Annotated in this window: 24 protein-coding genes and 1 pseudogene; 21 read left to right on the top strand and 4 right to left on the bottom strand. The window is 68.7% G+C overall.

The genetic code is table 11. From position 1 onward, the window contains the following. The first annotated feature begins 32 nt into the window (after nt 1-32). The 18 genes and pseudogenes from ACN6PJ_RS23965 to ACN6PJ_RS24050 all read left to right on the top strand — a co-directional run bounded on the left by ACN6PJ_RS23965 (nt 33) and on the right by ACN6PJ_RS24050 (nt 15,288). Nucleotides 33-1,205, top strand: coding sequence for an acetyl-CoA acetyltransferase (locus tag ACN6PJ_RS23965; protein WP_427998293.1), 1,173 nt, complete (start codon nt 33-35; stop codon nt 1,203-1,205). Further along, on the top strand, nt 1,202-2,863 hold the full coding sequence (locus tag ACN6PJ_RS23970; RefSeq protein WP_427998294.1) for an acyl-CoA synthetase: 1,662 nt from the start codon (nt 1,202-1,204) through the stop codon (nt 2,861-2,863). The genes ACN6PJ_RS23965 and ACN6PJ_RS23970 overlap by 4 nt, the downstream gene beginning before the upstream one ends. A 34-nt stretch (nt 2,864-2,897) precedes the next feature. Beyond that, on the top strand, nt 2,898-3,662 hold the full coding sequence (locus tag ACN6PJ_RS23975; protein WP_427998295.1) for an SDR family NAD(P)-dependent oxidoreductase: 765 nt from the start codon (nt 2,898-2,900) through the stop codon (nt 3,660-3,662). A 166-nt stretch (nt 3,663-3,828) separates the two neighbouring features. Further along, nucleotides 3,829-4,320 carry a PPC domain-containing DNA-binding protein gene (locus ACN6PJ_RS23980; protein ID WP_427998296.1) on the top strand — a complete coding sequence of 164 codons (492 nt, stop codon included), beginning with the start codon at nt 3,829-3,831 and terminating at the stop codon, nt 4,318-4,320. Further along, nucleotides 4,307-4,702 (top strand): PPC domain-containing DNA-binding protein, encoded by a 396-nt coding sequence (locus ACN6PJ_RS23985; protein WP_427998297.1) that lies wholly within the window; start codon nt 4,307-4,309, stop codon nt 4,700-4,702. The genes ACN6PJ_RS23980 and ACN6PJ_RS23985 overlap by 14 nt, the downstream gene beginning before the upstream one ends. Nucleotides 4,703-4,880: 178 nt before the next feature. Beyond that, entirely contained in the window at nt 4,881-5,744 is an 864-nt protein-coding gene (locus ACN6PJ_RS23990) for a VOC family protein (protein ID WP_427998298.1), read from the top strand. Then, nucleotides 5,741-6,448 carry a class II aldolase/adducin family protein gene (locus ACN6PJ_RS23995; protein WP_427998299.1) on the top strand — a complete coding sequence of 236 codons (708 nt, stop codon included), beginning with the start codon at nt 5,741-5,743 and terminating at the stop codon, nt 6,446-6,448. The genes ACN6PJ_RS23990 and ACN6PJ_RS23995 overlap by 4 nt, the downstream gene beginning before the upstream one ends. Before the next feature lie 11 nt (nt 6,449-6,459). Continuing rightward, on the top strand, nt 6,460-7,914 hold the full coding sequence (locus tag ACN6PJ_RS24000) for a 2-hydroxymuconic semialdehyde dehydrogenase (RefSeq protein WP_427998300.1): 1,455 nt from the start codon (nt 6,460-6,462) through the stop codon (nt 7,912-7,914). Between the two features lie 81 nt (nt 7,915-7,995). Continuing rightward, complete coding sequence (locus ACN6PJ_RS24005; protein WP_427998301.1) at nt 7,996-9,171, top strand: ABC transporter substrate-binding protein; 1,176 nt, start codon at nt 7,996-7,998, stop codon at nt 9,169-9,171. 28 nt (nt 9,172-9,199) lie between these two features. Next, entirely contained in the window at nt 9,200-10,120 is a 921-nt protein-coding gene (locus ACN6PJ_RS24010; protein ID WP_427998302.1) for a branched-chain amino acid ABC transporter permease, read from the top strand. Nucleotides 10,121-10,148: 28 nt separating this feature from the next. Further along, nucleotides 10,149-11,183, top strand: a complete 1,035-nt coding sequence (locus ACN6PJ_RS24015; RefSeq protein WP_427998303.1) for a branched-chain amino acid ABC transporter permease — start codon at nt 10,149-10,151, stop codon at nt 11,181-11,183. A 59-nt stretch (nt 11,184-11,242) separates the two neighbouring features. Further along, nucleotides 11,243-11,722 (top strand): annotated as a pseudogene (locus ACN6PJ_RS24020) (ABC transporter ATP-binding protein); the annotation flags it as partial. 99 nt (nt 11,723-11,821) lie between these two features. Further along, nucleotides 11,822-11,959, top strand: a complete 138-nt coding sequence (locus ACN6PJ_RS24025) for a hypothetical protein (protein ID WP_427998357.1) — start codon at nt 11,822-11,824, stop codon at nt 11,957-11,959. A 15-nt stretch (nt 11,960-11,974) separates the two neighbouring features. After that, on the top strand, nt 11,975-12,673 hold the full coding sequence (locus ACN6PJ_RS24030) for an ABC transporter ATP-binding protein (protein ID WP_427998304.1): 699 nt from the start codon (nt 11,975-11,977) through the stop codon (nt 12,671-12,673). A gap of 1 nt (nt 12,674) precedes the next feature. After that, on the top strand, nt 12,675-13,445 hold the full coding sequence (locus ACN6PJ_RS24035; RefSeq protein WP_427998305.1) for an SDR family NAD(P)-dependent oxidoreductase: 771 nt from the start codon (nt 12,675-12,677) through the stop codon (nt 13,443-13,445). Nucleotides 13,446-13,551: 106 nt separating this feature from the next. Next, nucleotides 13,552-14,289 (top strand): 3-oxoacyl-ACP reductase family protein, encoded by a 738-nt coding sequence (locus tag ACN6PJ_RS24040; RefSeq protein ID WP_427998306.1) that lies wholly within the window; start codon nt 13,552-13,554, stop codon nt 14,287-14,289. Between the two features lie 55 nt (nt 14,290-14,344). Beyond that, nucleotides 14,345-14,662, top strand: a complete 318-nt coding sequence (locus tag ACN6PJ_RS24045) for a DMT family transporter (RefSeq protein ID WP_427998307.1) — start codon at nt 14,345-14,347, stop codon at nt 14,660-14,662. Then, nucleotides 14,659-15,288: a TetR/AcrR family transcriptional regulator gene (locus ACN6PJ_RS24050; RefSeq protein WP_427998308.1), complete on the top strand. Its 630-nt coding sequence runs from the start codon at nt 14,659-14,661 to the stop codon at nt 15,286-15,288. Before ACN6PJ_RS24045 ends, ACN6PJ_RS24050 begins: the two co-directional genes overlap by 4 nt. Nucleotides 15,289-15,336: 48 nt before the next feature. On the opposite strand, the gene ACN6PJ_RS24055 is transcribed toward ACN6PJ_RS24050, so the two are convergent. Together ACN6PJ_RS24055 and ACN6PJ_RS24060 are read right to left on the bottom strand one after the other, a co-directional pair. Beyond that, on the bottom strand, nt 15,337-15,597 hold the full coding sequence (locus ACN6PJ_RS24055; protein WP_427998309.1) for a DUF2798 domain-containing protein: 261 nt from the start codon (nt 15,595-15,597) through the stop codon (nt 15,337-15,339). A 1-nt stretch (nt 15,598) separates the two neighbouring features. Further along, nucleotides 15,599-16,498, bottom strand: coding sequence for an NmrA/HSCARG family protein (locus ACN6PJ_RS24060; protein ID WP_427998310.1), 900 nt, complete (start codon nt 16,496-16,498; stop codon nt 15,599-15,601). Between the two features lie 107 nt (nt 16,499-16,605). On the opposite strand from ACN6PJ_RS24060, the gene ACN6PJ_RS24065 reads away from it, so the two are divergent. Together ACN6PJ_RS24065 and ACN6PJ_RS24070 are read left to right on the top strand one after the other, a co-directional pair. Then, a complete protein-coding gene (locus ACN6PJ_RS24065; protein WP_427998311.1) occupies nt 16,606-17,499 on the top strand; it encodes a LysR family transcriptional regulator in 894 nt (297 codons plus the stop codon). A 127-nt stretch (nt 17,500-17,626) separates the two neighbouring features. After that, nucleotides 17,627-17,866 (top strand): hypothetical protein, encoded by a 240-nt coding sequence (locus ACN6PJ_RS24070; protein WP_427998312.1) that lies wholly within the window; start codon nt 17,627-17,629, stop codon nt 17,864-17,866. A 72-nt stretch (nt 17,867-17,938) separates the two neighbouring features. Here the strand turns inward: ACN6PJ_RS24070 and ACN6PJ_RS24075 are convergent, their stop codons facing one another. Then, nucleotides 17,939-18,862: a LysR family transcriptional regulator gene (locus ACN6PJ_RS24075; RefSeq protein WP_427998313.1), complete on the bottom strand. Its 924-nt coding sequence runs from the start codon at nt 18,860-18,862 to the stop codon at nt 17,939-17,941. Between the two features lie 154 nt (nt 18,863-19,016). Between ACN6PJ_RS24075 and ACN6PJ_RS24080 the strand changes: the two genes are divergently transcribed. Beyond that, nucleotides 19,017-21,593, top strand: coding sequence for a penicillin G acylase (locus tag ACN6PJ_RS24080; RefSeq protein WP_427998314.1), 2,577 nt, complete (start codon nt 19,017-19,019; stop codon nt 21,591-21,593). Here ACN6PJ_RS24080 and ACN6PJ_RS24085 read toward each other — a convergent pair. Beyond that, complete coding sequence (locus ACN6PJ_RS24085) at nt 21,565-25,179, bottom strand: ATP-binding cassette domain-containing protein (RefSeq protein ID WP_427998315.1); 3,615 nt, start codon at nt 25,177-25,179, stop codon at nt 21,565-21,567. The genes ACN6PJ_RS24080 and ACN6PJ_RS24085 overlap by 29 nt on opposite strands. Nucleotides 25,180-25,244: the final 65 nt, after the last annotated feature.

Genomic DNA, 25,244 nt, shown 5'->3' on the forward strand with positions numbered 1-25,244 from the left:
GGAGGGGGCGGGGCACACTTGAGGAGACAGCAATGAGCAAGCGTGCCGTCATCGTGGGGTGGTCGCACATCCCATTCGGCAAACTCGAGGACCCCGACACCGAGAGCCTCATGGCGCGCGTGTCCGGCGCGGCCCTGGACCACGCGGGCGTCGCCCCGGAAGCGGTGGACGGCATTTACGCCGGCGTCATGAACAGCGGCTTCCAGAAGCAGGATTTCCAGGGCGCGCTGGTGGCCCTGGCGCATCCGGCCCTGGCGCAGGTTCCGGCGGCGCGGCTGGAAAACGCATGCGCGACGGGCTCGGCGGCGCTGTACGCGGCGATGGATTTCATCGAGGCGGGGAGAGGACGCGTCGCGCTGGTCGTTGGCGCCGAGAAAATGACCTCGCGCCCCACGGCGGAAATCGGCGACATCCTGTTGAACGCCAGCTATCGCAAGGAAGAGGCGGACATCGCCGGCGGATTCGCCGGCGTCTTCGGCCGTATCGCCGCAGCCTATTTCGAGCGCCACGGCGATCAGGGCGAGGCGCTGGCGCACATCGCCGCAAAGAACCACAAGAACGGCGTGGACAATCCCTACGCGCAGATCCGCAAGGACCTCGGTTTCGATTTCTGCAATGCCGTCTCGGAAAAGAACCCATACGTGGCCGCGCCGCTGCGCCGCACCGACTGCTCGCTGATCTCGGACGGCGCGGCGGCTCTGGTGCTGGCGGACGAGGAAACGGCCGCCGGCCTGAGCCGCGCCATCTCCTTCAGGGCGCGGCGCCAGGCCAACGACATCCTGCCGCTCAGCCGGCGCGACCCGATCGCTTTCGAGGGCGCGGCGCGCGCATGGCGCGAGGCGCTGGCGGACGCCGGCGCGACGCTGGACGACCTGAGCCTCGTGGAGACGCATGATTGCTTCACCATCGCCGAGCTGATCGAGTACGAGGCCATGGGGCTGGCGCCGCGCGGGCAGGGGGCGCGCGCATTGCGGGAAGGGTGGGTCCAGAAGGGGGGGCGCCTGCCCGTGAATCCGTCGGGCGGCCTGAAGGCAAAGGGGCATCCGGTGGGCGCGACGGGCGTGTCCATGCACGTCATGGCCTGCCTGCAGCTGATGGGCGAAGCGCAGGGCATGCAGGTGCCGGGCGCCACGCTGGCGGGCGTGTTCAACATGGGCGGCGCCGCAGTGGCCAACTACGTCAGCATCCTGGAGCGCGTCAAATGAGCGGCCGTCCGGATTCCGTTGCGGATGCCGGCGGCGCGGCGCCCGCTGGCGGCGTGGCTCCCGTATCGCGCCGGGCGATGAACCTGGCGCATTTCCTGGTCCAGGCGGCGCGCCGCCACCCCTCCCGCGCGGCGCTGTTGTGCGGCGGCACGCGCCGCAGCTGGAGCGAGCTCGACGCGCGCACCGCCGCCCTGGCGCAGGCGCTGGCCGAGCGCGGCGTGGGCAAGGGCGACCGGGTGCTGGTGCATTCCCGCAATAGTTTCGAATTCGTCGAAACCCTGTTCGCCGTGCTGCGCCTGGGCGCGGTCTGGGTGCCGACCAATTTCCGCATTTCGCCGGACGAGGCCGTCTATCTGGCCCAGGCGGCGGACGTCAAGGCCTTCCTCTGCGAAGGGCAGTCCCCCGATCACGCCGCGGCGGTGGCGCGGGCCTTGCCCGGGCTGGCGCTGCTGGCGCGGCTGGGGCAAGGCGGTTTCGGCGAGGCCGACACCGCCTCCCTCATCGAGGCCCGCCTGGGCGATGCGCCGCGGGCGTGCGCCGACGTCGATTACGACGATCCGTGCTGGTTCTTCTTCACCTCCGGCACCACCGGACATCCGAAGGCCGCCGTCCTGACCCACGGGCAGATGGCCTTCGTGATCACGAATCACTTGTGCGACCTGATGCCGGGCACCACGGAAGACGACGTCAGCCTGGTCGTCGCGCCGCTGTCCCACGGCGCGGGCATCCATTTCCTGACTCAGGTGGCGCGCGCCGCATGCTCGGTGCTGCCGGAAGGGGCGCGCTTCGACGCCGGCGAACTGTGGCGCCTGGTCGAGCGCCATGGCGTGACCAATATGTTCACCGTGCCCACCATCGTGAAAATGCTGGTGGAGCATCCCGCGGTGGACGAGTGCGACCACGGCAGTCTGCGTTACGTGATCTACGCCGGCGCGCCGATGTACCGCGAAGACCAGAAGCGCGCGCTGGAGAAGCTCGGCAGCGTGCTGGTGCAGTACTTCGGGCTGGGCGAAGTCACCGGCAACATCACCGTGCTGCCGGCCTCGCAGCATCGCGCCGGCGATGCGCCGGGCGCGCGCGCCGGCACCTGCGGATACGAACGCACCGGCATGCAGGTCAGCATCCAGGACGACGCGGGGCTGCCGCTGCCGCCCGGGCAGACGGGCGAGATCTGTGTTTGCGGCCCCGCGGTGTTCGCGGGCTACTACGCCAATCCGCAGGCCAATGCCAAGGCTTTCCGAAACGGCTGGTTCCGTACCGGCGACCTGGGCTACCAGGACGAAGAGGGCTATCTCTACATCACGGGCCGGCAGTCCGACATGTACATCTCGGGCGGGTCGAATATCTACCCGCGCGAGGTCGAGGAAAAAGTGCTGGCTCATCCCGCCGTGGCGGAAGCCGCCGTGCTGGGCGTGCCGGACCCGACCTGGGGAGAGGTGGGCGTGATGGTCTGCGTGCTGCGTCCCGGCCATGCGCTGGAGGCGGAGACGCTGCTGGACTGGCTGGCGCCCCGCATCGCCCGCTACAAGCTGCCGCGCCACGTGTTTTTCTGGGAGGCGCTGCCGCGGTCCGGCTACGGCAAGATCACCAAGAAGCTGGTGCGCGACGCCTTGCGCGAGCGCGGCTGCCTGGCTGTTGCGGCGCAAGCAGGGCGCTGAACGGCAGTATCCACAACAACGAGGAGACAGGATCATGAATATGGCGCAAGAGGCAATTCTGGTCACGGGCGGGGCGTCGGGCATCGGCCTGGCCGTGGCGCGCGGTCTGCTGGACGCGGGACGCAAGGTGCTGGTGGCCGACGTGTCGCAGGAGAAGCTGGACGAAGTCCGGGACATGGCGCCGGCCGCCCGCCTGGGCTGCGTGCGGCTGGACGTGTCCGACGAGGCGCAGGTGGTGGACGCGATGGCCAGGCTGGAGCGGGATTTCGGGCCGATATCCGGCCTGGTGAATTCGGCCGGAATCGGCCGCGATGTTCCCTTTCTCGATACCGACGCAGCCATGCTGCGGCGCATCCTGGAAGTCAATCTCGTGGGGTCTTTCGTGGTCGCGCGCGAAGCGGCGCGGCGCATGCGCGAGCGGCGGCGAGGCTCCATCGTCAATATCGCCTCCGTCTCCGGCATACGGGGCAATGCCGGCCGCGCGGCCTACGGCGCATCCAAGGGCGGCGTGGTGACGCTGACGCGCGTGATGGCCGTGGAGCTGGCGGCTTATGGGATCAGGGTGAACGCCGTCGCTCCCGGCCCGATCGAGACGCCGCTGGTGGGGCAGATGCATACGGAAGCGGCCCGCGCCGCCTGGCGCCAGGTCGTGCCGCAGCATCGTTATGCCACGCCCGAAGAGCTGAACGGAACCATCGGCTGGCTGCTGGACGAAGCCCAGTCCAGCTATGTGACGGGCCAGGTCATTTGCGTGGACGGCGGATTCACCGCCGCCGGCATGCTGCCCGCCGTACATTGACCCGGGCCTGTCGGCGCCGACACGCCCGGGCCTTCCGATTCCACCCATCGCGCCACAAGCGCACGGAGTCCAGACCATGCGAACCATCACCGTGGATCGTACGTCGCGGGGATCACAGGCATTGCCCCGCCCTAGAACCTTGATACATCCGGGAGCCTTCAACCCGGTGCGCATCCATAGCCGCAGCGCGCGGCAGGGGCGCCACTTCCGCCTGTCCCTGCGGCCTGGCGCCAGCCTGCACGACGCCCTGGTCGGCGCGCTGGCCGGCGCCGGCGTCGCCAGCGCCTCGATGACTTTGCTGGGCGGCGTCTTCAGCCACCTCGACTATTGCACCGCTCCGCCGGATCCCGAGCGCCATCGGGTCGTGGCCTACACCGAACCTATCTCGGCGGGGCCCGCGTACCTGATCTTCGGCAACGCCACGCTGGGCAAAGCCGATGGTGGCGGGGCGCTGGTGCATTGCCATGCCGCGTTCTGCGACGAGCGCGGCGAACCGCTGGGCGGCCACATCATTGCGCAAACCACGATAATCGGCCCCGTGCCGGTCCCGGTGCTGGTGACGGCGCTGGACGGAATCGAACTGCGCGCCACCTACGACGCCGAAACCAATCTGCGATTGCTGCAACCTCATGGAGCCCAAGACCATGATGCCGCCTGAAATCGAAACCGGAACCATGGGCCGGGTGGCCTACGCGCGGATCGGTCCCAACGAGGACCTGGTGCAAGGCGTGGAAAAACTATGCCTTGCCGAGGGCTTGCGCAATGCCTTCGTCCGGGGAGCGTTGGGCAGTCTCGTCGACGCTTGCCTGTATGCCCGCGACGGCGGCTATCGCCATCTCAAGGGGCCCGCCGTGGAAATCGTCAGCCTCGCCGGGGAGGTCAGGGCCCAGCCGGACGGTTCGCTCACTGCCTCGCTGTCCGGCGTGGTCGCCGATCCGCAGGGACGGATACACGGCGGTCCCTTCGTGCCCGGCGCCAATCCCATCTGCATGACGTTCGAGGTGACGCTGGAGGAATGGCTGCCTGCCGGCGGCGATTGATCCGCCGGCCGGGGCGCCTCGCCGCCCCGGCCGCCACGCGCGGTTTGCGCTGCTTCCGCTCCCGGATTTGAAAATCTCGATAAAATTTATTGACGCCGAGATTTTTGCTGCTTATCGTAGAAAAAAAGCGCTCGGACGACCGGCATGAAGCCGGCGGCGGCGCACCAGGAGACAAGCAGTGATACGGCTACACGACATCCGGTACGTCCGGCTGGGCACCCGCGACCTCGAGGGCGCGATCCGCTACGCGACCACGGTGCTGGGACTGGAACTGGCTCGCAGGGAGCACGGCGCGGCCTATTTCAAGTCCGATTCGCGCGACCATACCCTTTGCTATTTCGAAGGCGACCCGCGGGACCATACCGCCGCGTTCGAGGTGGACACGCCCGAAGAACTGGAGCGCGCCGGCGCGGTGCTGGAACGCAGCGGCTACGCGGTTGCGGCGGGCAGGCGGGAAGAGGCCGAACAGCGCTACGTGCGCGACTTTCTCAGTTTCATCGACCCGTCCGGCAACCGTATCGAGCTCGTGCATGCGCCGCAGCACAGCGGCCGCCGCTATTTCCCGGGCCGCGACGCGGGCATCACGGGGTTTTCGCATATCGGCCTGCGCACGCTGGATGCGCGGCGCGACGAAGCCTTCTGGACCGGCCTGCTGTCGGCGCGCGTCAGCGACCGCATCGGCGAGGCTCCGCTGCTGCGCATCGACGAGGTGCACCACAAAATCGCGCTGTTCCCGTCGGCCTATCCGGGCGTGCAGCACATCAATCACCAGGTCGAGAGCATCGACGACATCATGCGCGCCTGGTATCAGCTGCGCGAATGGAACGTGCCGATCCGGTTCGGTCCGGGGCGGCATCCGACCTCCGGCGCGATGTTCCTGTATTTCGACGGCCCGGACGGCATGATCTACGAATACTCCACCGGCGTGCGGCTGATCAGCGCCGAAGCGGAAAAGACCCACCGGCCCCGGAGCTTCCCGGCCGTGCCGTCGTCATTCTGCATGTGGGGCGCAAAGCCCGATATCCCGGAGTTCAAGTCGTGAGCGCCGCGCAAAGGCCTTGCGCCGGCCAGGAGGCGCTGGTCCGCGTGGCGGCGCGCGCCCTGGCCCGCGCCAACCTGGTCCATGCCTACGGCCATTGCAGCAGCCGGCTCGACGACGATCACTTCCTGGTGTGCGCGGCCCGTCCCATGGGCCTGATCGAACCGGGCGAGGCCGGCGCGGCGGTGCCGGTGCATGGCGAGCTGCCCGACGGCGTGCTGGGCGAGGTCCGCATCCATCAGCACATCTACCGGACGCGGCCCGACGTGCGCGGCGTGGTGCGCTCGATGCCGCCCGCCGTCATGACCCTGTCCTCGGCGCGCGTAACGCCCAGGCCGCGGCACGGCATGGGCTCGTATTTCTCGCCGGCCGTGGCGCTTTGGGACGATCCGCAGCTGGTGCGCAGCGACGCGCAGGCGCGCGGCGTGGCCGAGGCGCTGGGCGCGGCGCGCGCGGTGGCCATGCGGGGCAACGGCGCGGTGGTTGCGGCCGAGTCCCTCATGCACGCCGTGGTGCTGACCTGGTACCTGGAGGATGCCGCCCGCATCGAATTGCAGCTGCGGTCGGCCGGGCTGGCCGACGGCGCGCCGACGCTGGCGCCCGAAGAGGCGGCCGCCCGCGCCGTGGGCACGGGGCGCATCTACGAGCGCATGTGGGAATACCTGACCGCCGGCGACCCTGAAGCGGCGCTGGCCGACCTGTCTTAACCGAGGACGCAATGAGCGATTTCCGCAATTTCATCAACGGCCAGTGGGTCGCCACCGGCAATACGTTCGACAACCGGGATCCGGTCGACAACCGCCTGATCGGCCGCGTGCACGAGGCGGGCGAGGCCGAGGTCGACGCCGCGGTCCTGGCCGCCAAGGCCGCGCTGCGCGGCCCCTGGGCCAAGCTGAAGACCCAGCAGCGCGTCGAACTGCTGCACGCGGTGGCCGATGGCATCACGCGCCGCTTCGACGACTTCGTTGACGCCGAGATCGCGGATACGGGCAAGCCCTATGACCTGGCCAGCCACCTGGACATCCCGCGCGGCGCGGCGAATTTCAAGATCTTCGCGGACCTGATCCGGAACGTGCCGAATGAGACCTTCGACCTGGAGACGCCGGACAACGGCCATGCGCTGAACTACGGCGTGCGCGTGCCGCGCGGCGTGATCGGGGTGATCTGCCCATGGAACCTGCCGCTCTTGCTGATGACCTGGAAGGTGGGGCCCGCGCTGGCCTGCGGCAATACGGTGGTGGTCAAGCCGTCCGAGGACACGCCGGGCACGGCCACGTTGCTGGGCGAAGTGATGAACGAGGTCGGCGTGCCGCCGGGCGTCTACAACGTGGTGCATGGCCGGGGCCCCGGCTCGGCGGGCGAAAAGCTCACCCGCCATCCGCTGGTCGACGGCATCACGTTCACCGGCGAGACCCGCACGGGCGAAGCCATCATGCAGGCCGCGGCGGCGGGCGTGCGTCCCGTGTCCTTCGAACTGGGCGGCAAGAACGCGGGCATCGTGTTCGCCGACGCGGATTTCGACAAGGCGGTGGCGGGCATCGCGCGCGCCGCGTTCGACAATACCGGGCAGGTCTGCCTGGGGACCGAGCGCGTCTACGTGCAGCGGCCGATCTTCGAGCGCTTCGTGGCGGCGCTGGGCGAGCGGGCCCGGGGCTTCAGGCTGGGCCGCCCCAGGGATCCCGGCGTGAACCTGGGGCCGCTGATTTCGCAGCGCCACCGGGACAAGGTGCTGAGCTATTACTCGCGCGCCCGGGAAGAGGGGGCCACGGTGGTGGCGGGCGGGGGCGTGCCGGACATGCCGGACGAGCTGGCCGCCGGCGCGTGGGTGCAGCCCACGGTCTGGACCGGCCTGCCGGAAACCTCGGCCGTCATCCAGCAGGAAATCTTCGGGCCCTGCTGCCACATCGCGCCCTTCGACACCGAGGAAGAAGCCGTCGCGCTGGCGAACGCCACGCGTTATGGGCTGGCCGCCAGCGTGTGGACCAGCAATGTGGGCACCGCGCACCGGATGGGGCAGGCGCTGGAAGTGGGCATCTGCTGGATCAATTCCTGGTTTCTGCGCGACCTGCGCACGGCCTTCGGCGGCGCCAAGCAATCGGGCATCGGCCGCGAAGGCGGCGTGCATTCGCTGGAGTTCTATACCGAGCTGCGCAATGTCTGCGTGAAGCTTTGAACCGGGGGCCCGGGTACGGGCCCCGACAAGGCAGGCGCCGCGCAGAACGGCGCCGCCGCCCATCCCCCAAGGAGACATAGCATGCAAGCATACGCACGCGGGCTGTCCGCGCTTGCCGCCGCGGCGGCCCTGATCGCGGCAGGCCCGGCAATGGCGGACATCCGCATCGGCTTTACCGGCGTGCTGTCGGGCCCGCAGGCGGCGCTGGGCCAGGATCAGTACGACGGCCTGATGCTGGGCATCGAGCAACTGGGCGGCAGCCTGGGCGGCCAGAAGGCCGTGGTGATCCGCGACGACGACCAGCTCAAGCCCGACGTGGGCGCGCAGATCGTGCAGAAGTTCATCGAGAAGGACAAGGTGGACGTGATCGTCGGACTGGGCTTCTCCAACGTGCTCATGGCCGAACTGCGGCGCATCAAGGAGTCGGGCGTGGTGGCCCTGTCCACCAACGCGGGCCCCGCGCCGATCGCCGGCCGCATGTGCCTGCCCAATCTGTTCGTGCTGGGCTGGCAGAACGACAGCATGTCGGAGGCGATGGGCAAGTACGTCAAGGACCAAGGCTACAAGCGGGCCTACCTGATGTCGTCCAACTACCAGGCCGGCAAGGACAAGCTGGCGGGTTTCAAGCGTTTCTACGGCGCGGCCCCGTCGGACGAGATCTATACCCAGCTGGGTCAGCTCGACTATTCCGCCGAGATCTCGCGCATGCAGTCGGCCGGGCCCGATGCGCTGTTCGTGTTCTATACCGGCGGGGTGGGCGTGAACTTCGTGCGCCAGCTGCGCCAGGCCGGCCTGATGGAAAAGCTGCCGTTCTTCTCCGAGAGCCTGATCGACTCCAACACGTTGACCGCGCTGAAGGACCAGGCCGTGGGGGCGATCTACGGCACGCCCTGGGCCACCACGCTGGACAACCCGCAGAACCGCAAGTTCGTCGAGGCCTTCAAGGCCAAGTACGGACGGTTGCCGTCCGAGTACGCGGTGGGCGGCTACGACGCGGCCCATCTGCTGGATGCGGCGGTCGGGCAACTGGACGGCAGGCTGGGCGACAGCAAGGCGCTGGCCGCGGCGGTGAAGGCAGCCGGCGCCAAGTTCCCCTCGGTGCGCGGCGCGTTCCGCTTCAATACCAACAACATGCCGGTGCAGAACCTGTACGCCTACCAGGTCGTGAAGGAGGGCGACGGCGTGAACGTGAAGCAGCTGGCCACGGTATTCACCGACCACCAGGACGCCTATGTGGCGGACTGCCCGCTGAAGTGACCCGCGCGCGGCGCAAGGGAGAGGCCCCATGAACGGATCATTGCTCTTGTCGCAGCTGCTCAATGGCCTGCAGCTGGGCGCCTTGCTGTTCCTGCTGTCTTCGGGGCTGACCCTGATCTTCGGCATCATGAACTTCATCAACCTGGCGCACGGGTCTCTATACATGATCGGCGCCTTCCTGGGCGCCACGGCCTACAACGCCAGCGGCTCGTTCGCCTTCGCCATCCTGGCGGCGGTGGCGGGCAGCGGCTTCGTCGGCGTGGTGCTGGAACGGCTGATCGCCCGTCCGCTGTACCGGCACGACCACCTCTACCAGGTGCTGGCCACCTTCGGCCTGATGGTGTTCTTCAACGAGCTGGCTTCGGTCATCTGGGGCAGCCGGCCTTACTTCGCCGCCGTGCCGCGGGGGCTGGACGGGGCGGTCAGCCTGTTCGGCAGCGACTATCCCGTGTACCGGCTGATGATCATCGGAGTCGGGGCGCTGGTGGCGCTGGGCGCCTGGTTCCTGATCCAGCGCACGCGCTTCGGCATGTTGATCCGGGCGGGCGCCAGCAACGCGCCCATGGCCAGCGTGCTGGGGGCCAATGTGGACCTGCAGAAGACGCTGCTGTTCGTGCTGGGGGCGGTGCTGGCCGGCGTGGCGGGCGCCTTGGCGGGGCCGATCCTGTCGGTGCAGTCCGGCATGGGCGAGCCGGTGCTGATCCTGGCGCTGGTGGTGATCGTGGTGGGCGGCATCGGATCGGTGCGCGGCACCCTGGCGGCCGCGCTGTTGATCGCCATGATCGACACGCTGGGCCGCGCCTTCCTGCCCGACATGCTGCGCGCCGTCTTCGACGCCTCCGTCGCCAACGCGGTCGGGCCCGCGCTCGCCTCGATGCTCATCTACGTGCTGATGGCCGTGGTGCTGGCGTTCCGGCCGCAAGGCCTGGTGTTCTCGGCGCGGCGTTGATCCGCAACCGTCCAAAGGTCTATTCATCATGCAAGAGCACAACAAACGACGCTGGGCGCTGCCCTTGCTGTTCCTGGTCCTGGCCGGCGTGCCGTTCGCCGCGCAATGGCTGGGCGAACCGTTCTACGTGACGCTGGGCGCGCGCATCCTGATCTACGCGCTGGCGGCGCTGGCGCTGAACCTGGTGCTGGGCTTCGCCGGCCTGGTGAGTTTCGGCCACGCCATGTTCCTGGGCCTGGGCTGCTACGCGGTGGGCATCCTGAGCTACTACGGTTTCGGCAATGGCTGGCTGCAGCTGGCCGTGTGCATCGCGGTGTGCGCGCTGGTGGCGCTGGCGGTAGGCGCGGTCTGCCTGCGCACCTCGGGCATCGGTTTCATCATGATCACGCTGGCGTTCGCCCAGATGTTCTATTTCCTGGCGGTGAGCCTGCGCGAGTATGGCGGCGACGACGGCCTGAACATCTATGAGCCCAGCGCCTTCGGCCTCTTCGACCTGGACGGCAGCCAGCCGGTCTACTGGGCCGCCTGGGGGCTGCTGCTGGCCTCCAGCATTGCGATGCTGCGCCTGCGGCGCTCGCCCTTCGGCATGATCCTGCGCGCCACGCACGCCAACCCCCGCCGCGTGGATGCCCTGGGCTATTCCGTGTTCGGCGTGCGCCTGACGGCGTACGTGGCGTCAGGCGTGCTGACGGGCGTGGCCGGGCTGCTGCTCGCCAACCTCACGGCCTTCGCCTCGCCCAGCTACATGTCGTGGCCGGTGTCGGGCGAACTCATCGTCATGGTGGTGATCGGCGGCCTGGGCAGCGTGCTGGGGCCGATCGTCGGCGCCATCGCCTACCTGCTGATGGAAGAAGGGTTCAAGAGCCTGACACAGCACTGGATGCTGTTGATGGGGCCGGCGGTGGTGGCCATCGCCATGGTGGCCAGGGGCGGCTATGGCGGGGTCCTGGCCCGGCTGCGCCGCCCGCCGCCGAGCGCCACGCCCGGCGTGCCGCCCGCTGGCGGCGAGGGCAGCACGGGCCGCCGTCCGCCGGACGCGCTGGCCAAGGAGGCATCCGCATGAACACGCAGACTGTCCATTCCGCCGCGCCCGCCGGCCTGGCCACGCAGGACCTGGTGCGCCGCTTCGGCGGCCTGAAAGCGACCGACGGCGTGTCGCTGGCCGTGGCCCCGGGCGAACTGCACGCCCTGATCGGCCCCAATGGCGCCGGCAAGACCACGCTGATCAATCTGCTCTCGGGCGAGTTGCGCCCCGACGGCGGGTCCGTGCGCCTGGGCGGCGCCGACGTATCCCGCGCCTCGGTGCAGGAGCGCGTGGCGCAAGGCATGCTGCGTTCCTACCAGGTGACCTCGGTGTTCGACAGCTACACCGTTCTGGACAACGCCTGCCTCGCGGCCTTGCGCAAGCGCCGCCGGCGCCTGTCGCCCTGGACGGCCCTGCGCGATTGCGCGGACGTGGTGGACGCGGCGAGGCAGGCGCTGCGGGCCTGCCGGCTGGACGACGTGGCCGAAGCGCCGGTGGAAAGCCTGGCTTACGGCCAGCGCCGCCAGCTGGAGATCGCGATGGCGCTGGCCGGCGAGCCTTCCGTGCTGCTGCTGGACGAGCCCATGGCCGGCATGAGCGCCGCCGAAAGCGCGGGCGTGATCGCCTTGCTGCAAAGCCTGAAGGGCCGCTACACCATCGTGCTGGTCGAGCACGACATGAACGCGGTCTTCGCGCTGGCCGACCGTATCAGCGTGCTGGTCTATGGCAAGGTCATCGCCACCGGCAGCGCGGACGAGATCCGCAATCACCCCGACGTGCGCCGCGCCTACCTGGGCGACGACGCAGACGCATAGGAACAGGAGCCCGCCATGTTGAACGTACGCGGATTGACGGCGGCCTACGGCCATTGCCAGGCGCTGTTCGGCGTCGACCTGGACGTGGGACGGGGCGAGGTCGTGGGCCTCATCGGCCGCAACGGCATGGGCCGCAGCACCGTCATCAAATGCCTGTTCGGCCTGCTTCCCGCCAGCCAGGGCAGTATCGAGTACGGCGGCCGTTCGCTGCGCGGCCTGGCGCCGTACCGGATCGGGCGGCTGGGCCTGTCGCTGGTGCCCGAAGGCCGCCAGATCTTCCCGACGCTGACCGTGGAGGAAAACCTCGTGGCCACGGCCTGCGCGCCCAAGGCCGCCGGCGGTTGGACGCTGGAACGCGTGTACGGCCTGTTTCCCCGCCTGCGCGAACGGCGGGCCAACCTGGGCACGCAGCTCTCGGGCGGCGAGCAGCAGATGCTGGCGCTGGGCCGCGCCCTGATGACCAATCCCAGCCTGCTGGTGCTGGACGAGGCGACGGAGGGCCTGGCGCCCGTGGTGCGGGCCGAGATCTGGCGCGTGCTCGCCCAGTTGAAGGCCGAAGGGCTGTCGATGATCGTGGTGGACAAGAACACCACGGCCTTGCTGCGCCTGTCCGACCGCAACTTCATCCTGGACAAGGGAGCGACGGTGTGGCGGGGAAGCTCGGCGGAATTGTCCGCGCGGCCCGAATTGGTGGCCGCCTACGTAGGAGTCTGAGATGAGATTGCAGGACAGGGTGGCGCTGGTCACCGGCGCCGCCGGCGGCATCGGGTTGGCGATTGCGCGGCGCTTCGTGGCCGAAGGCGCCTATGTGCTGATGGCGGACCGCAAGGCCGCCGAGCTGGAAGCGGCGGCTCGGGCGCTGGGCGAGCGCGCGGCTGCCGCGGTGGCCGACGTGACCGATCCCGCCGACGCGCGGGCGCTGGCCGATGCGTGCGTGCGGCGCTGGGGCGGCCTGGACGTCTGCGTCTGCAACGCGGGCGTGATCCGCGCGGCGGATTTCCTGGAACTGACGCTGGAAGACCTGGACGCCGTCATGGACGTGAACGTGCGCGGGACCTTCCTGGTGGCCCAGGCCGCGGCGCGCGCCATGGTGGCGGGCGGGCGCGGCAATGGCGCCATCGTGACCCTGTCGTCCATGACGGCGGAGCTGGCGATGCCCGATCAGCTGGCCTACGGCGCAAGCAAGGGCGCGGTCCGCCAGATGACGAAATCCATGGCGCTATCCCTGGCGCCGCACGGCATCCGCGTCAACGCCATCGGGCCGGGCAGCATCGACACCGAGATCCTCGCCACCATCACCGCCAACCCGGAGGCCCGCAGGACCGTGCTGTCGCGCATTCCCATGCAGCGGCTGGGCGCGACCGACGAGGTGGCCAAGGTGGCCGTCTTCCTGGCCAGCGACGATTCCAGCTACGTTACCGGCCAGACGGTGTACGCCGATGGCGGCCGGCTGGCGCTGAACTACACGGTGGCGGTGAAGGAATAGGGGGCGCCGCGGCGCACGCCATAGGGATCGATTCAACGGCTCTTGACGAGGAATTCCCGTTCGCTTACTCTTTTTTGAACCGATCGGTATAAAAGGAGCCGTCGATATGGAATTCAAAGGCAAGGTCGCCCTCGTTACGGGCGGTACGCGCGGCATCGGCGCCGCCATCGTCCGGCGGCTCGCGCAGGGTGGCGCCGATGTCGCCTTCACTTACGCCAGGTCGGACCAGGCGGCGAAGGATCTCGCCCGCGAGCTCGGCGCTGCCGGGGGCAAGGCCTTGGCCATCAAGGCGGACAGCCGCGATCCGGTCGCCGTCCGGGCGGCGGTGCAGCGGACCGCCGGTGAACTTGGCGGCCTGGATATACTCGTCAACAGCGCCGGCGTGTTTCCCTCCGGGCCGATCGAGGAGGCCACGCTCGACGAGCTCAACGACACCTTGGCGATCCATGCGGGGGCGGTCTTCGTGGCCTCGCAAGCCGCGCTTGCCCATATGGGGTGCGGCGGGCGCATTATTTCCATCGGCTCCTGCTTCGCCCAGCGGGTGCCCTATGGGGGAGTGACGCTCTACGCGATGAGCAAGTCCGCGCTGATCGGCTTTACCAAGGGCCTGGCGCGCGAGGTGGGCACGCGCGGCATCACGGTCAATATCGTCGACCCGGGTTCGACCGACACCGATATGAATCCTGCCGACGGCCCCGCCGTCTCCGCCGAACTGGAGCTCATGGCGGTCAAGCGTTACGCCGGGCCGGACGAGATCGCGGCCGCTGTCGGGTATCTTGCCGGGGCCGAGAGCCGCTTCATCACCGGCGCGTCGCTCGCGATCGACGGAGGCTTTACGGCCTAGCGGCGCCGCCGGTTGCAGGGAACGCCACCGCAACCAGGATTGAACGGGGATTTGGATGGCTTGGGGATTATTGGTTGTGGCCGGCCTGCTTGAGATCGTCTGGGCATTGGCGCTCAAGCAGGCGGACGGATTGACGAGGTTTTGGCCGAGCCTGATCGGCGTGAGCGTCGCCATGCTGAGCCTGGTGCTGCTCGGCCTGGCGCTCAAGCATCTGCCGGTGGGCGCCGCCTATGCCATTTGGGTCGGCATCGGCGCCTTCGGCGTGGCGGTTTTCGGAACCTTGCTGCTCGGCGAGCACATGTCGCCGGCCAAGCTGTTGTTCCTCGCGCTCATCGGGGTTGGCGTGGCGGGTCTGCGGATGATTGAATCGTGAGCGTCCGCGGCAAGGCCAAAACGACTCCCGCCCCGAAAATCGGGCGGCCGAAGGAATTCGACAGGGAGCTGGCCCTGCTCGCGGCCATGCGCACCTTCTGGGCGCAAGGCTACGAGGGCACGTCGGTGCAGGATCTCGTCGAGGCCACGGGCGTCAACAAGCCCAGCCTCTATTCGACCTTTGGCTGCAAGGAAGAAATTTTCCGGGAGGCCGTCGCTCTCTACGACCGGCTCGAGGGGCGAGCGACCTCGCAGAGCCTGAGCCAAGCCAGGACTGCGCGCGAGGCCGTCGAAACCATGCTGCGATCGAACGCGCGGGCCTATGCGGTCGACGAGGGGCCGCGCGGTTGCATGATCGTGTTGTCCTCGCTACTCGGCGCTCCCGAGAACGAGCGCGTGCGCGCGTTTCTTGCCGCCAATCGGCTGGACGGGGAAACGATGCTGAGGGACCGCCTCGCGCAAGGCATTGCCGAGGGCGACCTTCCGGCTTGCGCGGACGTCGATCAGCTTGCCGCCTTTTACACCACCGTTCTCGAAGGGCTCTCCGTCCAGGCCCGTGACGGGGCTTCCGCGGAAAAGCTCGACATGATCATCGATGCCGCGATGCTCGCCTGGCCGGCGGGGTGACGCGCGGCGGCGCAGCGGAGGCCCGTTTCCGCTTGCGCCGCCAGGGGTTCAGGGCTGGGCGACCATCCAGGCGACGATCCGGCGCACGACGGGCAACAAGAGCAGGAGGCTGGGAAAGGCCACGATCCAGGAGGCCCCCCAGGCGTTCGGCCAGGTGACGACGAAGTCGGAGCCCAGTCCGACGCTCGTAGCGGTCGCTACCGCCGACACGATGGCCGACATGAACACGGAGAGCACCAGTGGCATGAGGAAGCGGGCAGAGCCCGGCGGGAGTTTCTTCAGGGCAGATGGCGGCGGATTTCCAGACATGTCAATGCTCCTGGCGGCGGACTGCGGGCGGGTTTTTTTCGGCGACCAGATCCCTGATGTAGTCGCGTAGCGATCTCGGTTCCCGTCCGAGCGCCGCCCTGAGGGCAAGGCTATTGCCGCCCAGCCCGTACGCCCGGTAGTGGTCGAGAACCCGGGACAGCAGAAGCAACTGTTGGCCGCTGTAAGGCAGGCGCGCGTTCGCGGCCCATTCGCTGAAATCGGGCTGCCGCGCCGCGATCGGGGTCTCCAGCGCTTCGGACAAGGCCGCCACGATGTCCAGGCGGCTGAACATGCCGGCGCAGAGCTCCAAGGTTGCGAAGGACAGCCTGTCTTCGGTCAAGGCGATAGCGGCAATCTCCGCAACGTCCCGGTAGTCCACCCGGGCGATTCTTGCGTCCTTGGGAAAGGGCTCGCCGAAGCACGAGTGATCCCGGATCGACGGCCATGCCAGGCCGATGTTCTGCATGAAGTTCGCGGGGTGCAGGATCGTGTACTCCAGCCGCGACGAATAGAGGGCGTCCTCTACCGGTATCTTGCTGGCGTGATTGGCCAGGCGCGTGAGGGTCGGCTGGATGACCGATGAAAAGACGAATTTCCGCACGCCGGCCCGTTCCGCCGCTTCGACCAGGGCGACGCCCATTGCCGCCTCGTCGTGCGCGAACGCCGGGCCGATATGGAAGACGCCGTCCACGCCTTGCGTTGCCTCGGCGAGGCTGTCGATGTTGCGCAGGTCGCCGATGACGGTCTCCGTCGCTCCGGATGCGCGGGCGACGGCGGCGCGCGGCTCGTCGCGCACGAGCGCCCGGACCGCAACCTTGCGCCGCCGCAATTCCGGAATCACCAGGCCCGCGAATTTGCCGGTGGCCCCTACGGCCAAAACGGTGGATTGAGTGCTGCCCACGGGTTCCTCCTCGGTATGGGTGTATGCGTGGAAGCAGTGTAAATTCTCACTCTTATCAGAACAATGCATATGAAAAATGAAGCTGAATCACGATATCCGAGATAATCATGAGCCGCCTGGAAGATCTTGAAGCCTTCATCCGCATCGTCGAGGTCGGAAGCCTGACCAAGGCAGCCCGTAACCTCGGCCGCTCGCTCCAGGCCGTCAGCCGTTCCCTGGCGGCGCTGGAAGAGGACGTCGGCGTTCAGCTCGTTCACCGCAGCACGCGGCATCTGGCGCTCAGCGAAGCCGGCGAGACTTTCTACCGGCGGGTCAAGCCGGCGATGGCGGAAATCGGCGAGGCCCGGCTGGAGGCCGCGGATCGCCGGACGGAGCCTTCAGGCATATTGCGCGTGGGCGCGCCGATACTGTTCGGTCCGGATTTCCTGGTTCCCATCATCGCGGACTACCTGCGCGCGTATCCGCAGGTCGAGGTCGATCTGCAGCTGACGGATTCCTTTTCCGACCTGGCCGGCGAAGGCCTCGACCTGGTGGTGCGCATCGGCGATCTGCCCGATTCCGGCCTGCAAGGGAAACGGCTGGGAACGTTGCGCAGGGTCGTCTTTGGCGCGCCCTCATATTTCGAACGGCATGGCCGCCCCGCGCACCCTTTGGAATTGCGCCAGCACGCCTGTATCGTCAGGACGGTCGATCCGCGCCCCGGCCTATGGGCCTTTCAAATCGGCGGAAAGCGGCGCACCGTCGGGGTGCGGGGCAGGTTCCGGAGCAACACGATGGCGGCGATCTATGGCGCGGTCAGCGCCGGGCTGGGTATCGGCTATTCGCCGCTGTGGCAGATCAGGCACCTGCTCGATGCGGGGGAGGTGGAGCTCATCCTCCAGGATTTCGAGCCCAGGCCGGTGCCTATCCATGCGCTCTGGCAGGAGAACCGGCTTCCGCCCGCCAAGGTGCGCGCTTTCGTCGATTACCTGGCGGCGCGGCTGAAACTCGACCGCCTGTGACGCGTCGGTGTCGCAGGCAGACACCATTTCCGCCTGCCGGGGCGTCGTATTACGAGTAAGGTACGGGGGTAGAGGCCTTGATTGCCCGGCGCGTCGGCCGGTGCGGCCAATGGAAACCAGGAACACCATGAAGACCCTTCGTCCATCGTTTCGGACACTTCTTGCCGCGCTCGCGTGCGCGTCGATTGCCGCCTGCGCCGATGCTCCGCCCCGGCAAACCGATATGGATTACCGGAGCCGGCCGGCTCCCAAGACGCAAGCCCCGGGTTCCTCGGGCCAGCGTTTGACCATACAGTCCGGCGAGGGCGAGAGATTGAATCTTCCGTGGTTCATCCAGGACACGCAGGACTGGATCAACAGCAATTGAGCTCGGCCCGTTGCCGCGTCCGCCGTCCGGCGCGCAGCGCATCGGGCTACATCAAATCCCGCAACCGCCCGTCTACGGCTTCGCCCTGAACGACGCGAAGCCATCCCAGCACGCCCGCGTGAAATCGTACAGGGCGTCCTGGGCCGTCAAGGGCGTGCGCCCCGCGAGCCGGGCCAGCGCATAGTGTCCCTGGCGCTGCGGATCGGGCGGAATCGGCACTTCGGCCAGCCGGCCGGCGTCCTGGTGCCGTCGGGTGACGCAGATCACGCCCAGCAGCAGGGTGTCCGAGCACAGGGCCAACTCCACCAGCGCGTCCAGGTTTTCGCAGCGATGCGTGACCATCTGCTCGGGCGCGGCGCCCGGCCCCAGCGTTTCCGCCAGCCGCAGCGACACTTCGGGGCTGAGCGTGCTGGAGGCCACGGGGTACCGGCGGATCTGTGCGATGCCTGGCCGCTTATGGGCCAGGATGGGATGGCCCTTGCGGCAGACCAGGCCGGCGCGCAGCGGGGGCAGGGGGCGGGTTTCCAGGTCGGCCGCCTCATAGAGCATGCGCGCGTCGCACACCATGGCGTCGATGCGTTCGACGCGCAGCATTTCCAGCAAGGCCGCGGTGGCGCCCAGTTCGACGCCGACGCGCACCTGCGGGTGGCGCTCGGCCATGTGGGCCAGGAAAGGCGAGAGCAACAGCGATGCGGGCGTGGGGCTCAGCCCGATCGACAGCGTGCCCGATTCGCCGCTGTGCAGGGTCTTGAGTTCGCGTTGCAGCTCGGCTTCCTCGAAGCGCATGCGGCGCGCGCGTTCGGCCACGCAGGCGCCGTAGGGCGTCAGGCGCACGCGGCGCGTGCCGCGGTCCAGCAGGGGCAGGCCCAGTTCGGCTTCCAGCGCCTGGATGCTGCGGCTGAGCGCGGGTTGGGACAAGTTGACCGCGTCCGCCGCGCGCGAGTAAGTGCCGTGCTCCACCACGGCGAGCAGGTGCTTGAGTTTCTGGAAGTCCATGTTTCCAACGCATGAATACTATGAAATAAATGCATTGGAATTATAAATAGGCTGTCCGTATGATGGTCCGCAGACGGTGCCCGCAAGAGGCGCCGCAACCCGCGCCCGGGACTCGCACCGCGGCGCGGCTCGTCAAACACGGAGACAGATTCGAATGAAGCAGCACTTGTTGTCGGCCGCCGTCCTGGCGGCCTGCGCGGCCATGGGCGCCCAGGCCCAGGAAGTCCGGCAAACTACGCAGAAGCCTGCCGAAGCCGCGGTTCGCCCGCCCGGCGCCGCCAGCGGCCAGGTCACGATCCGGCGCGACGGCTATGGCATGCCGCATGTGTACGCCAATACCGTCTACGGCATCTTCTATGGTTACGGCTACGCCGTCGCGCAGGACCGCCTGTTCCAGATGGAGATGGCGCGGCGCAGTACCCAGGGCCGCGTGGCGGAAGTGCTGGGCCAGTCCATGGTGGGTTTCGACAAATCCATCCGCGGCAATTTTTCGCCGGAGCGCATCCAGCGCCAGCTGGCCGCGCTGCCCGCCTCGGAACGCAGGATACTGGATGGCTACGCGGCCGGCATGAACGCCTGGATCGCGCGCGTGCGGGCCGAACCCGGCAGCCTGATGCCCAAGGAATTCAACGATCTTGGGTTCAAGCCGGCGGACTGGACCGCCTACGACGTGGCGATGGTGTTCGTCGGCACCATGGCCAATCGCTTCTCCGACGCCAACAGCGAGATCGACAACCTGGCGTTGCTGACCGCGTTGAAGGACCGGCACGGCGACGAGCGCGCCATGCAGATCTTCAATCAGCTGCGCTGGATGACCGACAGCCGCGCGCCCACCACGGTGCCGGAGGAAGAGGGCGTCTACCGCCCCGGCGGCGGCGAGCCGCCCGCCCGGCTGTCCTACGCCTTGCCGCGCTACGATGGCACGCCGCCCATGCTGGAGCGCGTGCCGCGCGATCCGCAAACCCGCGGCGTGATGGACGAATCGCCGGCCGGCACGCGCGACCTGCTGCTGGCGCAATTCGCCGAATCCGGCCAGCCGGGCATCGCCGGCTTCCCCACCACCAGCAATATGTGGATCGTGGGGCGCGATCACGCCAAGGACGCGCGCTCCATCCTGTTGAACGGCCCCCAGTTCGGCTGGTGGAATCCGGCCTATACCTATGGCATCGGCCTGCACGGCGCGGGATACGACGTGGTCGGCAATACCCCCTTCGCCTATCCCAGCATTCTGTTCGGCCACAACGCTCACGTGACCTGGGGCTCGACCGCGGGGTTCGGCGACGACGTGGACATCTACGCCGAAAAGCTGGATCCCGCCGACCGCACGCGCTACTTCCACGACGGCGAGTGGAAAACGATGGACAAGCGCACTGAACTCATCCAGGTCAAGGATGGGGAGCCCGTGATGATGGACGTGTACCGCACGGTGCACGGCATCGTCACCAAGTTCGACGACAAGCAGAACGTCGCCTACGCCAAGGCGCGCGCCTGGGAAGGCTACGAGCTGCAATCGCTGATGGCGTGGACGCACAAGGCGCAGTCGCGCAACTGGGATCAATGGAAGCAGCAGGCCGCGCGCCACGCCCTGACGATCAATTGGTATTACGCGGACGACCGGGGCAACATCGGCTACGCGCACACGGGCTTCTATCCCAAGCGCCGCCCGGGCCACGACCCGCGCCTGCCGGTTCCCGGCACCGGCGAAATGGACTGGGACGGCATGCTGCCGTTCGCGACGAATCCGCAGGTCTACAACCCGCGCCAAGGCTTCATCGCCAACTGGAACAATCAGCCGATGCGCGGCTATCCCTCCACCGATCTGTTCGCCATCGTGTGGGGGCGGGCCGACCGCTACGCCGAGATCGAGACCCGCCTGAAAGCCATGACCGCCGATGGCGGCAAGGTCAGCGCGCAGCAGATGTGGGACCTGATCCGCACCACCAGCTATGCCGACGTCAACCGCCGCCATTTCCTGCCCTTCCTGCGGCAGGCGGTTCAAGGCCTGCCGGCCGACGACGCGCGCGCCCGGCTGGTCGCGGGGCTGGCGTCCTGGGACGGCATGGCGACGAGCGAAAGCCAGGCCGGCTACTACGACAACGCCGGACCGGCCGTTATGGACGCCTGGCTGCGCGCGATGCTCAAGCGCACGCTGGCCGACGAGATGCCCGCCGACTTCTTCAAGTGGTACAGCGCCACGGGCTACCCCACGCCCGCGGCGCCCGCCACCGGGTCGGTCAACCTGACGGTGGGAGCGAAGGTGCTGTACAACGCGCTGGCCGGGCGCGACGCGGGCGTGCCGCAGCGGTACGACTTCTTCAACGGGCAGCCCCCGCAGGCTGTGACGCTCGCCGCGCTGGACGACGCGCTAGCCGCCTTGCGCAAGACCTACGGCGATGATCCCGCCGGCTGGCGCATTCCGGCGCCGCCCATGGTGTTCGCGCCCAAGAACTTTTTGGGCGTGCCGCAGGCGGACGACAAGGCGGTGCTGAGCCATCCTGCCACGCAGAACCGCGGCACCGAGAACAACATGACGGTGTTCGATGCCCGCGGCGCGCGCGCGGTGGACGTGGTGGCGCCGGGCCAGAGCGGCTTCGTCGCCCCGGACGGCACGGCCTCGCCCCATACCCGCGACCAGTTCGATCTGTACGCCCGCTTCGGCAGCAAGCGGGTCTGGTTCACGGAGGCCGAAGTGCGGGCCAACGCTAAGTCGGTAGAGACGTTGCGCTATTGACCGCGTACCCGCCCTGGTGGCTGGCCAGGCGCGCATAGACCCCTTGCCGTTTCAGCAACTGGTCGTGCGTGCCGGCCTCGGCCAGCGTGCCGCGCTCTAGCACCAGGATGAGGTCGGCGTCGCGGATCGTCGAGAGACGGTGGGCGATGACCAGCGTGGTCCGATGCCGCATCAGCACGTCGAGCGCGCCGCGCACCTGCATCTCGGACAGCGTGTCCAGGTGCGAGGTGGCTTCGTCCAGGATCAGCACCGGCGCGTTCTTCAGGAAGGCGCGGGCGATGGAGATGCGCTGGCGCTGTCCGCCGGACAGCTGCATGCCGCGCTCTCCCACGCGCGTGGCGATGCCGTCGGGCAGGCTGCGCACGAAGTCCGCCAGCGCGGCCTGCTCCAGCGCGCGCGCCAGTTCCTCGGGGCTGGCCTCGGGCCGGGCCAGACGGATATTGCCTTCCAGCGTATCGTTGAACAGATAGGTGTCCTGCGTGACGAGCGCCACGCGTTCGCGCAGGCCGTCCAGCTGCAGTTGCCGCACGTCGATCCCCTCCAGCTTCACCGCGCCTTCGCGCGGGTCCCAGAAGCGCAGCAGCAGGCTGGCCACGGTGCTCTTGCCAGCGCCCGACGCGCCCACCACGGCAACCGTGGCGCCGGCGGGCGCCTTGAAGCTCAGGTCGCGCAAGGTGTCTTCGCGCTTGCCGGGGTAGGCGAAGCTGACGCGCTCGAACGCCAGCGACAGGCCATGCGCGGCGGCGGGCGCCGCCAACGGCCCGTCGGTGACCGGTTCGGGCTCGTTGGCCACCACGTGCAGGCGGCGGGTCGCGGCGATGGTGTCCGCCAGTTGGCGGCTGACCTGGGAGATTTCCGACACGGGAAGAAAGGTGGCCAGCGCGATCAGCACCAGCAGCGGCAGCATGCTGGCCGACAACGCGCCGGCAGCGACCTGCAGGGCGCCCACGACCGCCACGGCCAGGCCGCCCAGCCCCATCGCCACCTCGAACCACGCGGTCTGCCTGGACAGATCGCGCAGGATGTCCAGGCGGCGGATGCGGTACCGGTCGGCCACCCGCAGGAATTCGTCGCGGCGGCGGCCCGTGGCCTGGAAGGCGGTCAGGTCGGCCAGGCCCTGGATGGTGTCGGTGGCGTGCGCGCTCATCTCGCCCAGCGCGTGCCGTGCCTTGTCGCCCAGCGCGTCGACCTTGCGGCGTCCGCGCACCGGCGACACCAGCGCATAGCCCAGGAAGGGCAGCAGCGCCAGCGCTACCGGCCAACTGTAGACGCCCAGGAATCCCAGCACGGACAGCGGCACCAGCACCGATACGATGGCGGGCGCGATGGTGTGGGCATAGAAGTACTCCACCATCTCCACGTCCTGAGTGGCCAGCGCCACCAGGTCGCCGGAACGGCGCTGCAGCAGATAGGCCGGCGCCAGGCGCTCCAGTTTGTCGTAGAGCTTGACGCGCATGTCGGCGAGCAGCTGATAGGCCATCGCGTGGGCCAGCCACGACTCCAGCCAGTGGAAGAGGGCGGCGAGCGGCGCCGTGATCAGCAGACCGACGACCAGCGAGGATACGTCGCGCCCGTCGCGGATGGCGGCCACGATCAGCGCGCTGAAGACGCCCACCCCTATGAAGGCGGCAACCCGCGCCACGCCCAGCAGGATGGTGGCCGCCAGGGTGCCGCGCCACGGGCGCACCACCGACAGCAGCGTGCCCAGCGTGTCGCGCCAGCCGACCTGGGAGGCATCCTCGTCCAGGGCGCGCAGCGGCGGGCCCTGCGTGCCGGGGGCGTCGCCGGAGCCGCCGGGTTCGGGGGAGGGAACGGAGGCGTCCGCGGTTGCGGGGCTGCCGGCCGCCGGGTTCCTGTGCGCCTCGGCCTGTTCGCGCATCAGGCTGTAGTACAGACCGCCCTGCTGCATCAGCGCGGCGTGCGTGCCGGATTCCACGACCCGCCCCTGGTCCAGCACCAGGCAGCGGTCGGCGCCGATGACGCTGGCCAGCCGGTGGGCCAGGATCAGCGTGGTGCGGCCCGCCATCAGCCGGTCCAGCGCCTGCTGGATCAATGCTTCGTTCTCGGTGTCCACCGAGGACAGCGCCTCGTCCAGGATGAGGATGGGGGCGTCGCGCAGCAGGGCGCGGGCGATCGCCACGCGCTGGCGCTGGCCGCCGGACAGTTGCAGCCCGCGTTCGCCGATGCGGGTGGCGTAGCCATCGGGCAGCGCCATGATGAAGTCGTCGATATTGGCGGCGCGGGCGGCGGCGCGCACCTGCTCGTGCGTGGCGTCGGGGCGTCCCAGGCGCAGGTTGTCGTCGATGGTGCCATGGAACAGCGTGATGTCCTGGCTGACCAGCGCGATGTGCGACAGCAGGGCCTGCGTATCGAGTTCGTTCACATCGTGGCCGCCGACCCGGATGCTGCCGGCCTGCGGCACGCATTCGCGCAGCAGCAGGCGCACGATGGTTGACTTGCCCGCGCCGCTGGGTCCGACCACGCCGACGCGTTCGCCCGCCGCGATGCGGAAGGCCAGCCCCTGGTGCGCGCGGCGCTCGGGCGTATAGGAGAACGCCACGTCGTCGAATTCTATGGTGGGCGCCAGCCGCGTCGGCGCGGCGCCGGCGGCGCGCGCGTCGGGCGCGGGCGTCAAGGGCTGGGCGTCCGTCAAGGCATGGATGCTGACGGCCGCCGACTGGCCCAGCATGCCCCGGTGCAGCACCGAGCGCAGGTCGCGCAGCGGGCGGAAGATCTCGGTGCCGGCCATCAGTACGATCAGCAGGGCCTCTACGCTCATGTCGCCGGCGGCCACGCGCCAGGCGCCCAGCGTAAGCGCCAGCGCCGCGCCCAGGGCCACGCCCAGGTCGCTGATGCCGCGCGTCAGCAGGCTGACCGACAGCACCCAGAAGGTATTGTCCGAGAGGCTGCGGGCGCGGGCGGCGAGCCGCCGGCCCCAGGCCTTGCCCTGGCCGTAGGACTTCAGCGTGGGCAGGCCCTGCACCGCGTCGAGGAAGTCTTCGCCGAAATCGTTCAACGAACGCGTGCGCGCCAGGCTGGCGCGGCGGTCCAGCATGTGCACGGCCATCGGGCCGAACAGCGCGAACAGGGCCGCCGCCAGGAAGACCAGCGCGGTCGGCACGTCCCAGAACGCGATGACGGCGAAGATGGCGAAGGGCGCCGCGGCCGCGATGGCGACCTGGGGCAGGTACTGGCCGAAGAAGGTCTGCAGTTGTTCGACGCCGTCCACCACGGTCAGCATCACGCCGCCGGTGCGCTGGTTGGCGAACCAGGCCGGGCCCAGGGCCACGATGCGGTCATAGAGCCGGCCGCGCAGCGCCTGCTGCACCTCGGCCGAGCAATGGTTGGCCTGCACGGTGCGCCAGTGGTCGAAGCCCGCGCGCAGCAGCACCATCGCGGCCGCATACAGCGCGGGGGCGATCCAGTCCTGCCAGGGCGCGCCTTCGAACACTCGGGCCAGCAGCTGGCCCAGGAACACGTAGCGCGCGATGCCGGCGGCCAGGGCCAGCAGGCCCAGGAATATGCCGCCCGCCATGCCGGCGCGCAACCCCTCGGTCAGGCGCCAAAGCCGTAAATCGAAATACATTGCAATCTCCTTCCCAGAGCTTGCATGGTCCTCCATACCGCAGGCTGGCGAAAGCGATAGTTTTT

Origin of the sequence: Achromobacter sp. (assembly GCF_050285585.1) — a bacterium.
Lineage (GTDB): Bacteria > Pseudomonadota > Gammaproteobacteria > Burkholderiales > Burkholderiaceae_B > Achromobacter.

Coding starts and splice junctions, on each gene's coding strand:
- ACN6PJ_RS23985 (WP_427998297.1), top strand. CDS start 4,307: ATGATGCCGCCTGAAATCGAAACCGGAACCATGGGCCGGGTGGCCTAC.
- ACN6PJ_RS24030 (WP_427998304.1), top strand. CDS start 11,975: ATGTTGAACGTACGCGGATTGACGGCGGCCTACGGCCATTGCCAGGCG.
- ACN6PJ_RS24035 (WP_427998305.1), top strand. CDS start 12,675: ATGAGATTGCAGGACAGGGTGGCGCTGGTCACCGGCGCCGCCGGCGGC.
- ACN6PJ_RS24010 (WP_427998302.1), top strand. CDS start 9,200: ATGAACGGATCATTGCTCTTGTCGCAGCTGCTCAATGGCCTGCAGCTG.
- ACN6PJ_RS23975 (WP_427998295.1), top strand. CDS start 2,898: ATGAATATGGCGCAAGAGGCAATTCTGGTCACGGGCGGGGCGTCGGGC.
- ACN6PJ_RS24040 (WP_427998306.1), top strand. CDS start 13,552: ATGGAATTCAAAGGCAAGGTCGCCCTCGTTACGGGCGGTACGCGCGGC.
- ACN6PJ_RS24005 (WP_427998301.1), top strand. CDS start 7,996: ATGCAAGCATACGCACGCGGGCTGTCCGCGCTTGCCGCCGCGGCGGCC.
- ACN6PJ_RS24045 (WP_427998307.1), top strand. CDS start 14,345: ATGGCTTGGGGATTATTGGTTGTGGCCGGCCTGCTTGAGATCGTCTGG.
- ACN6PJ_RS24080 (WP_427998314.1), top strand. CDS start 19,017: ATGAAGCAGCACTTGTTGTCGGCCGCCGTCCTGGCGGCCTGCGCGGCC.
- ACN6PJ_RS24055 (WP_427998309.1), bottom strand. CDS start 15,597: ATGTCTGGAAATCCGCCGCCATCTGCCCTGAAGAAACTCCCGCCGGGC.
- ACN6PJ_RS24070 (WP_427998312.1), top strand. CDS start 17,627: ATGAAGACCCTTCGTCCATCGTTTCGGACACTTCTTGCCGCGCTCGCG.
- ACN6PJ_RS24015 (WP_427998303.1), top strand. CDS start 10,149: ATGCAAGAGCACAACAAACGACGCTGGGCGCTGCCCTTGCTGTTCCTG.
- ACN6PJ_RS23965 (WP_427998293.1), top strand. CDS start 33: ATGAGCAAGCGTGCCGTCATCGTGGGGTGGTCGCACATCCCATTCGGC.
- ACN6PJ_RS24000 (WP_427998300.1), top strand. CDS start 6,460: ATGAGCGATTTCCGCAATTTCATCAACGGCCAGTGGGTCGCCACCGGC.
- ACN6PJ_RS23970 (WP_427998294.1), top strand. CDS start 1,202: ATGAGCGGCCGTCCGGATTCCGTTGCGGATGCCGGCGGCGCGGCGCCC.
- ACN6PJ_RS24075 (WP_427998313.1), bottom strand. CDS start 18,862: ATGGACTTCCAGAAACTCAAGCACCTGCTCGCCGTGGTGGAGCACGGC.
- ACN6PJ_RS24065 (WP_427998311.1), top strand. CDS start 16,606: ATGAGCCGCCTGGAAGATCTTGAAGCCTTCATCCGCATCGTCGAGGTC.
- ACN6PJ_RS24025 (WP_427998357.1), top strand. CDS start 11,822: ATGAACGCGGTCTTCGCGCTGGCCGACCGTATCAGCGTGCTGGTCTAT.
- ACN6PJ_RS24085 (WP_427998315.1), bottom strand. CDS start 25,179: ATGTATTTCGATTTACGGCTTTGGCGCCTGACCGAGGGGTTGCGCGCC.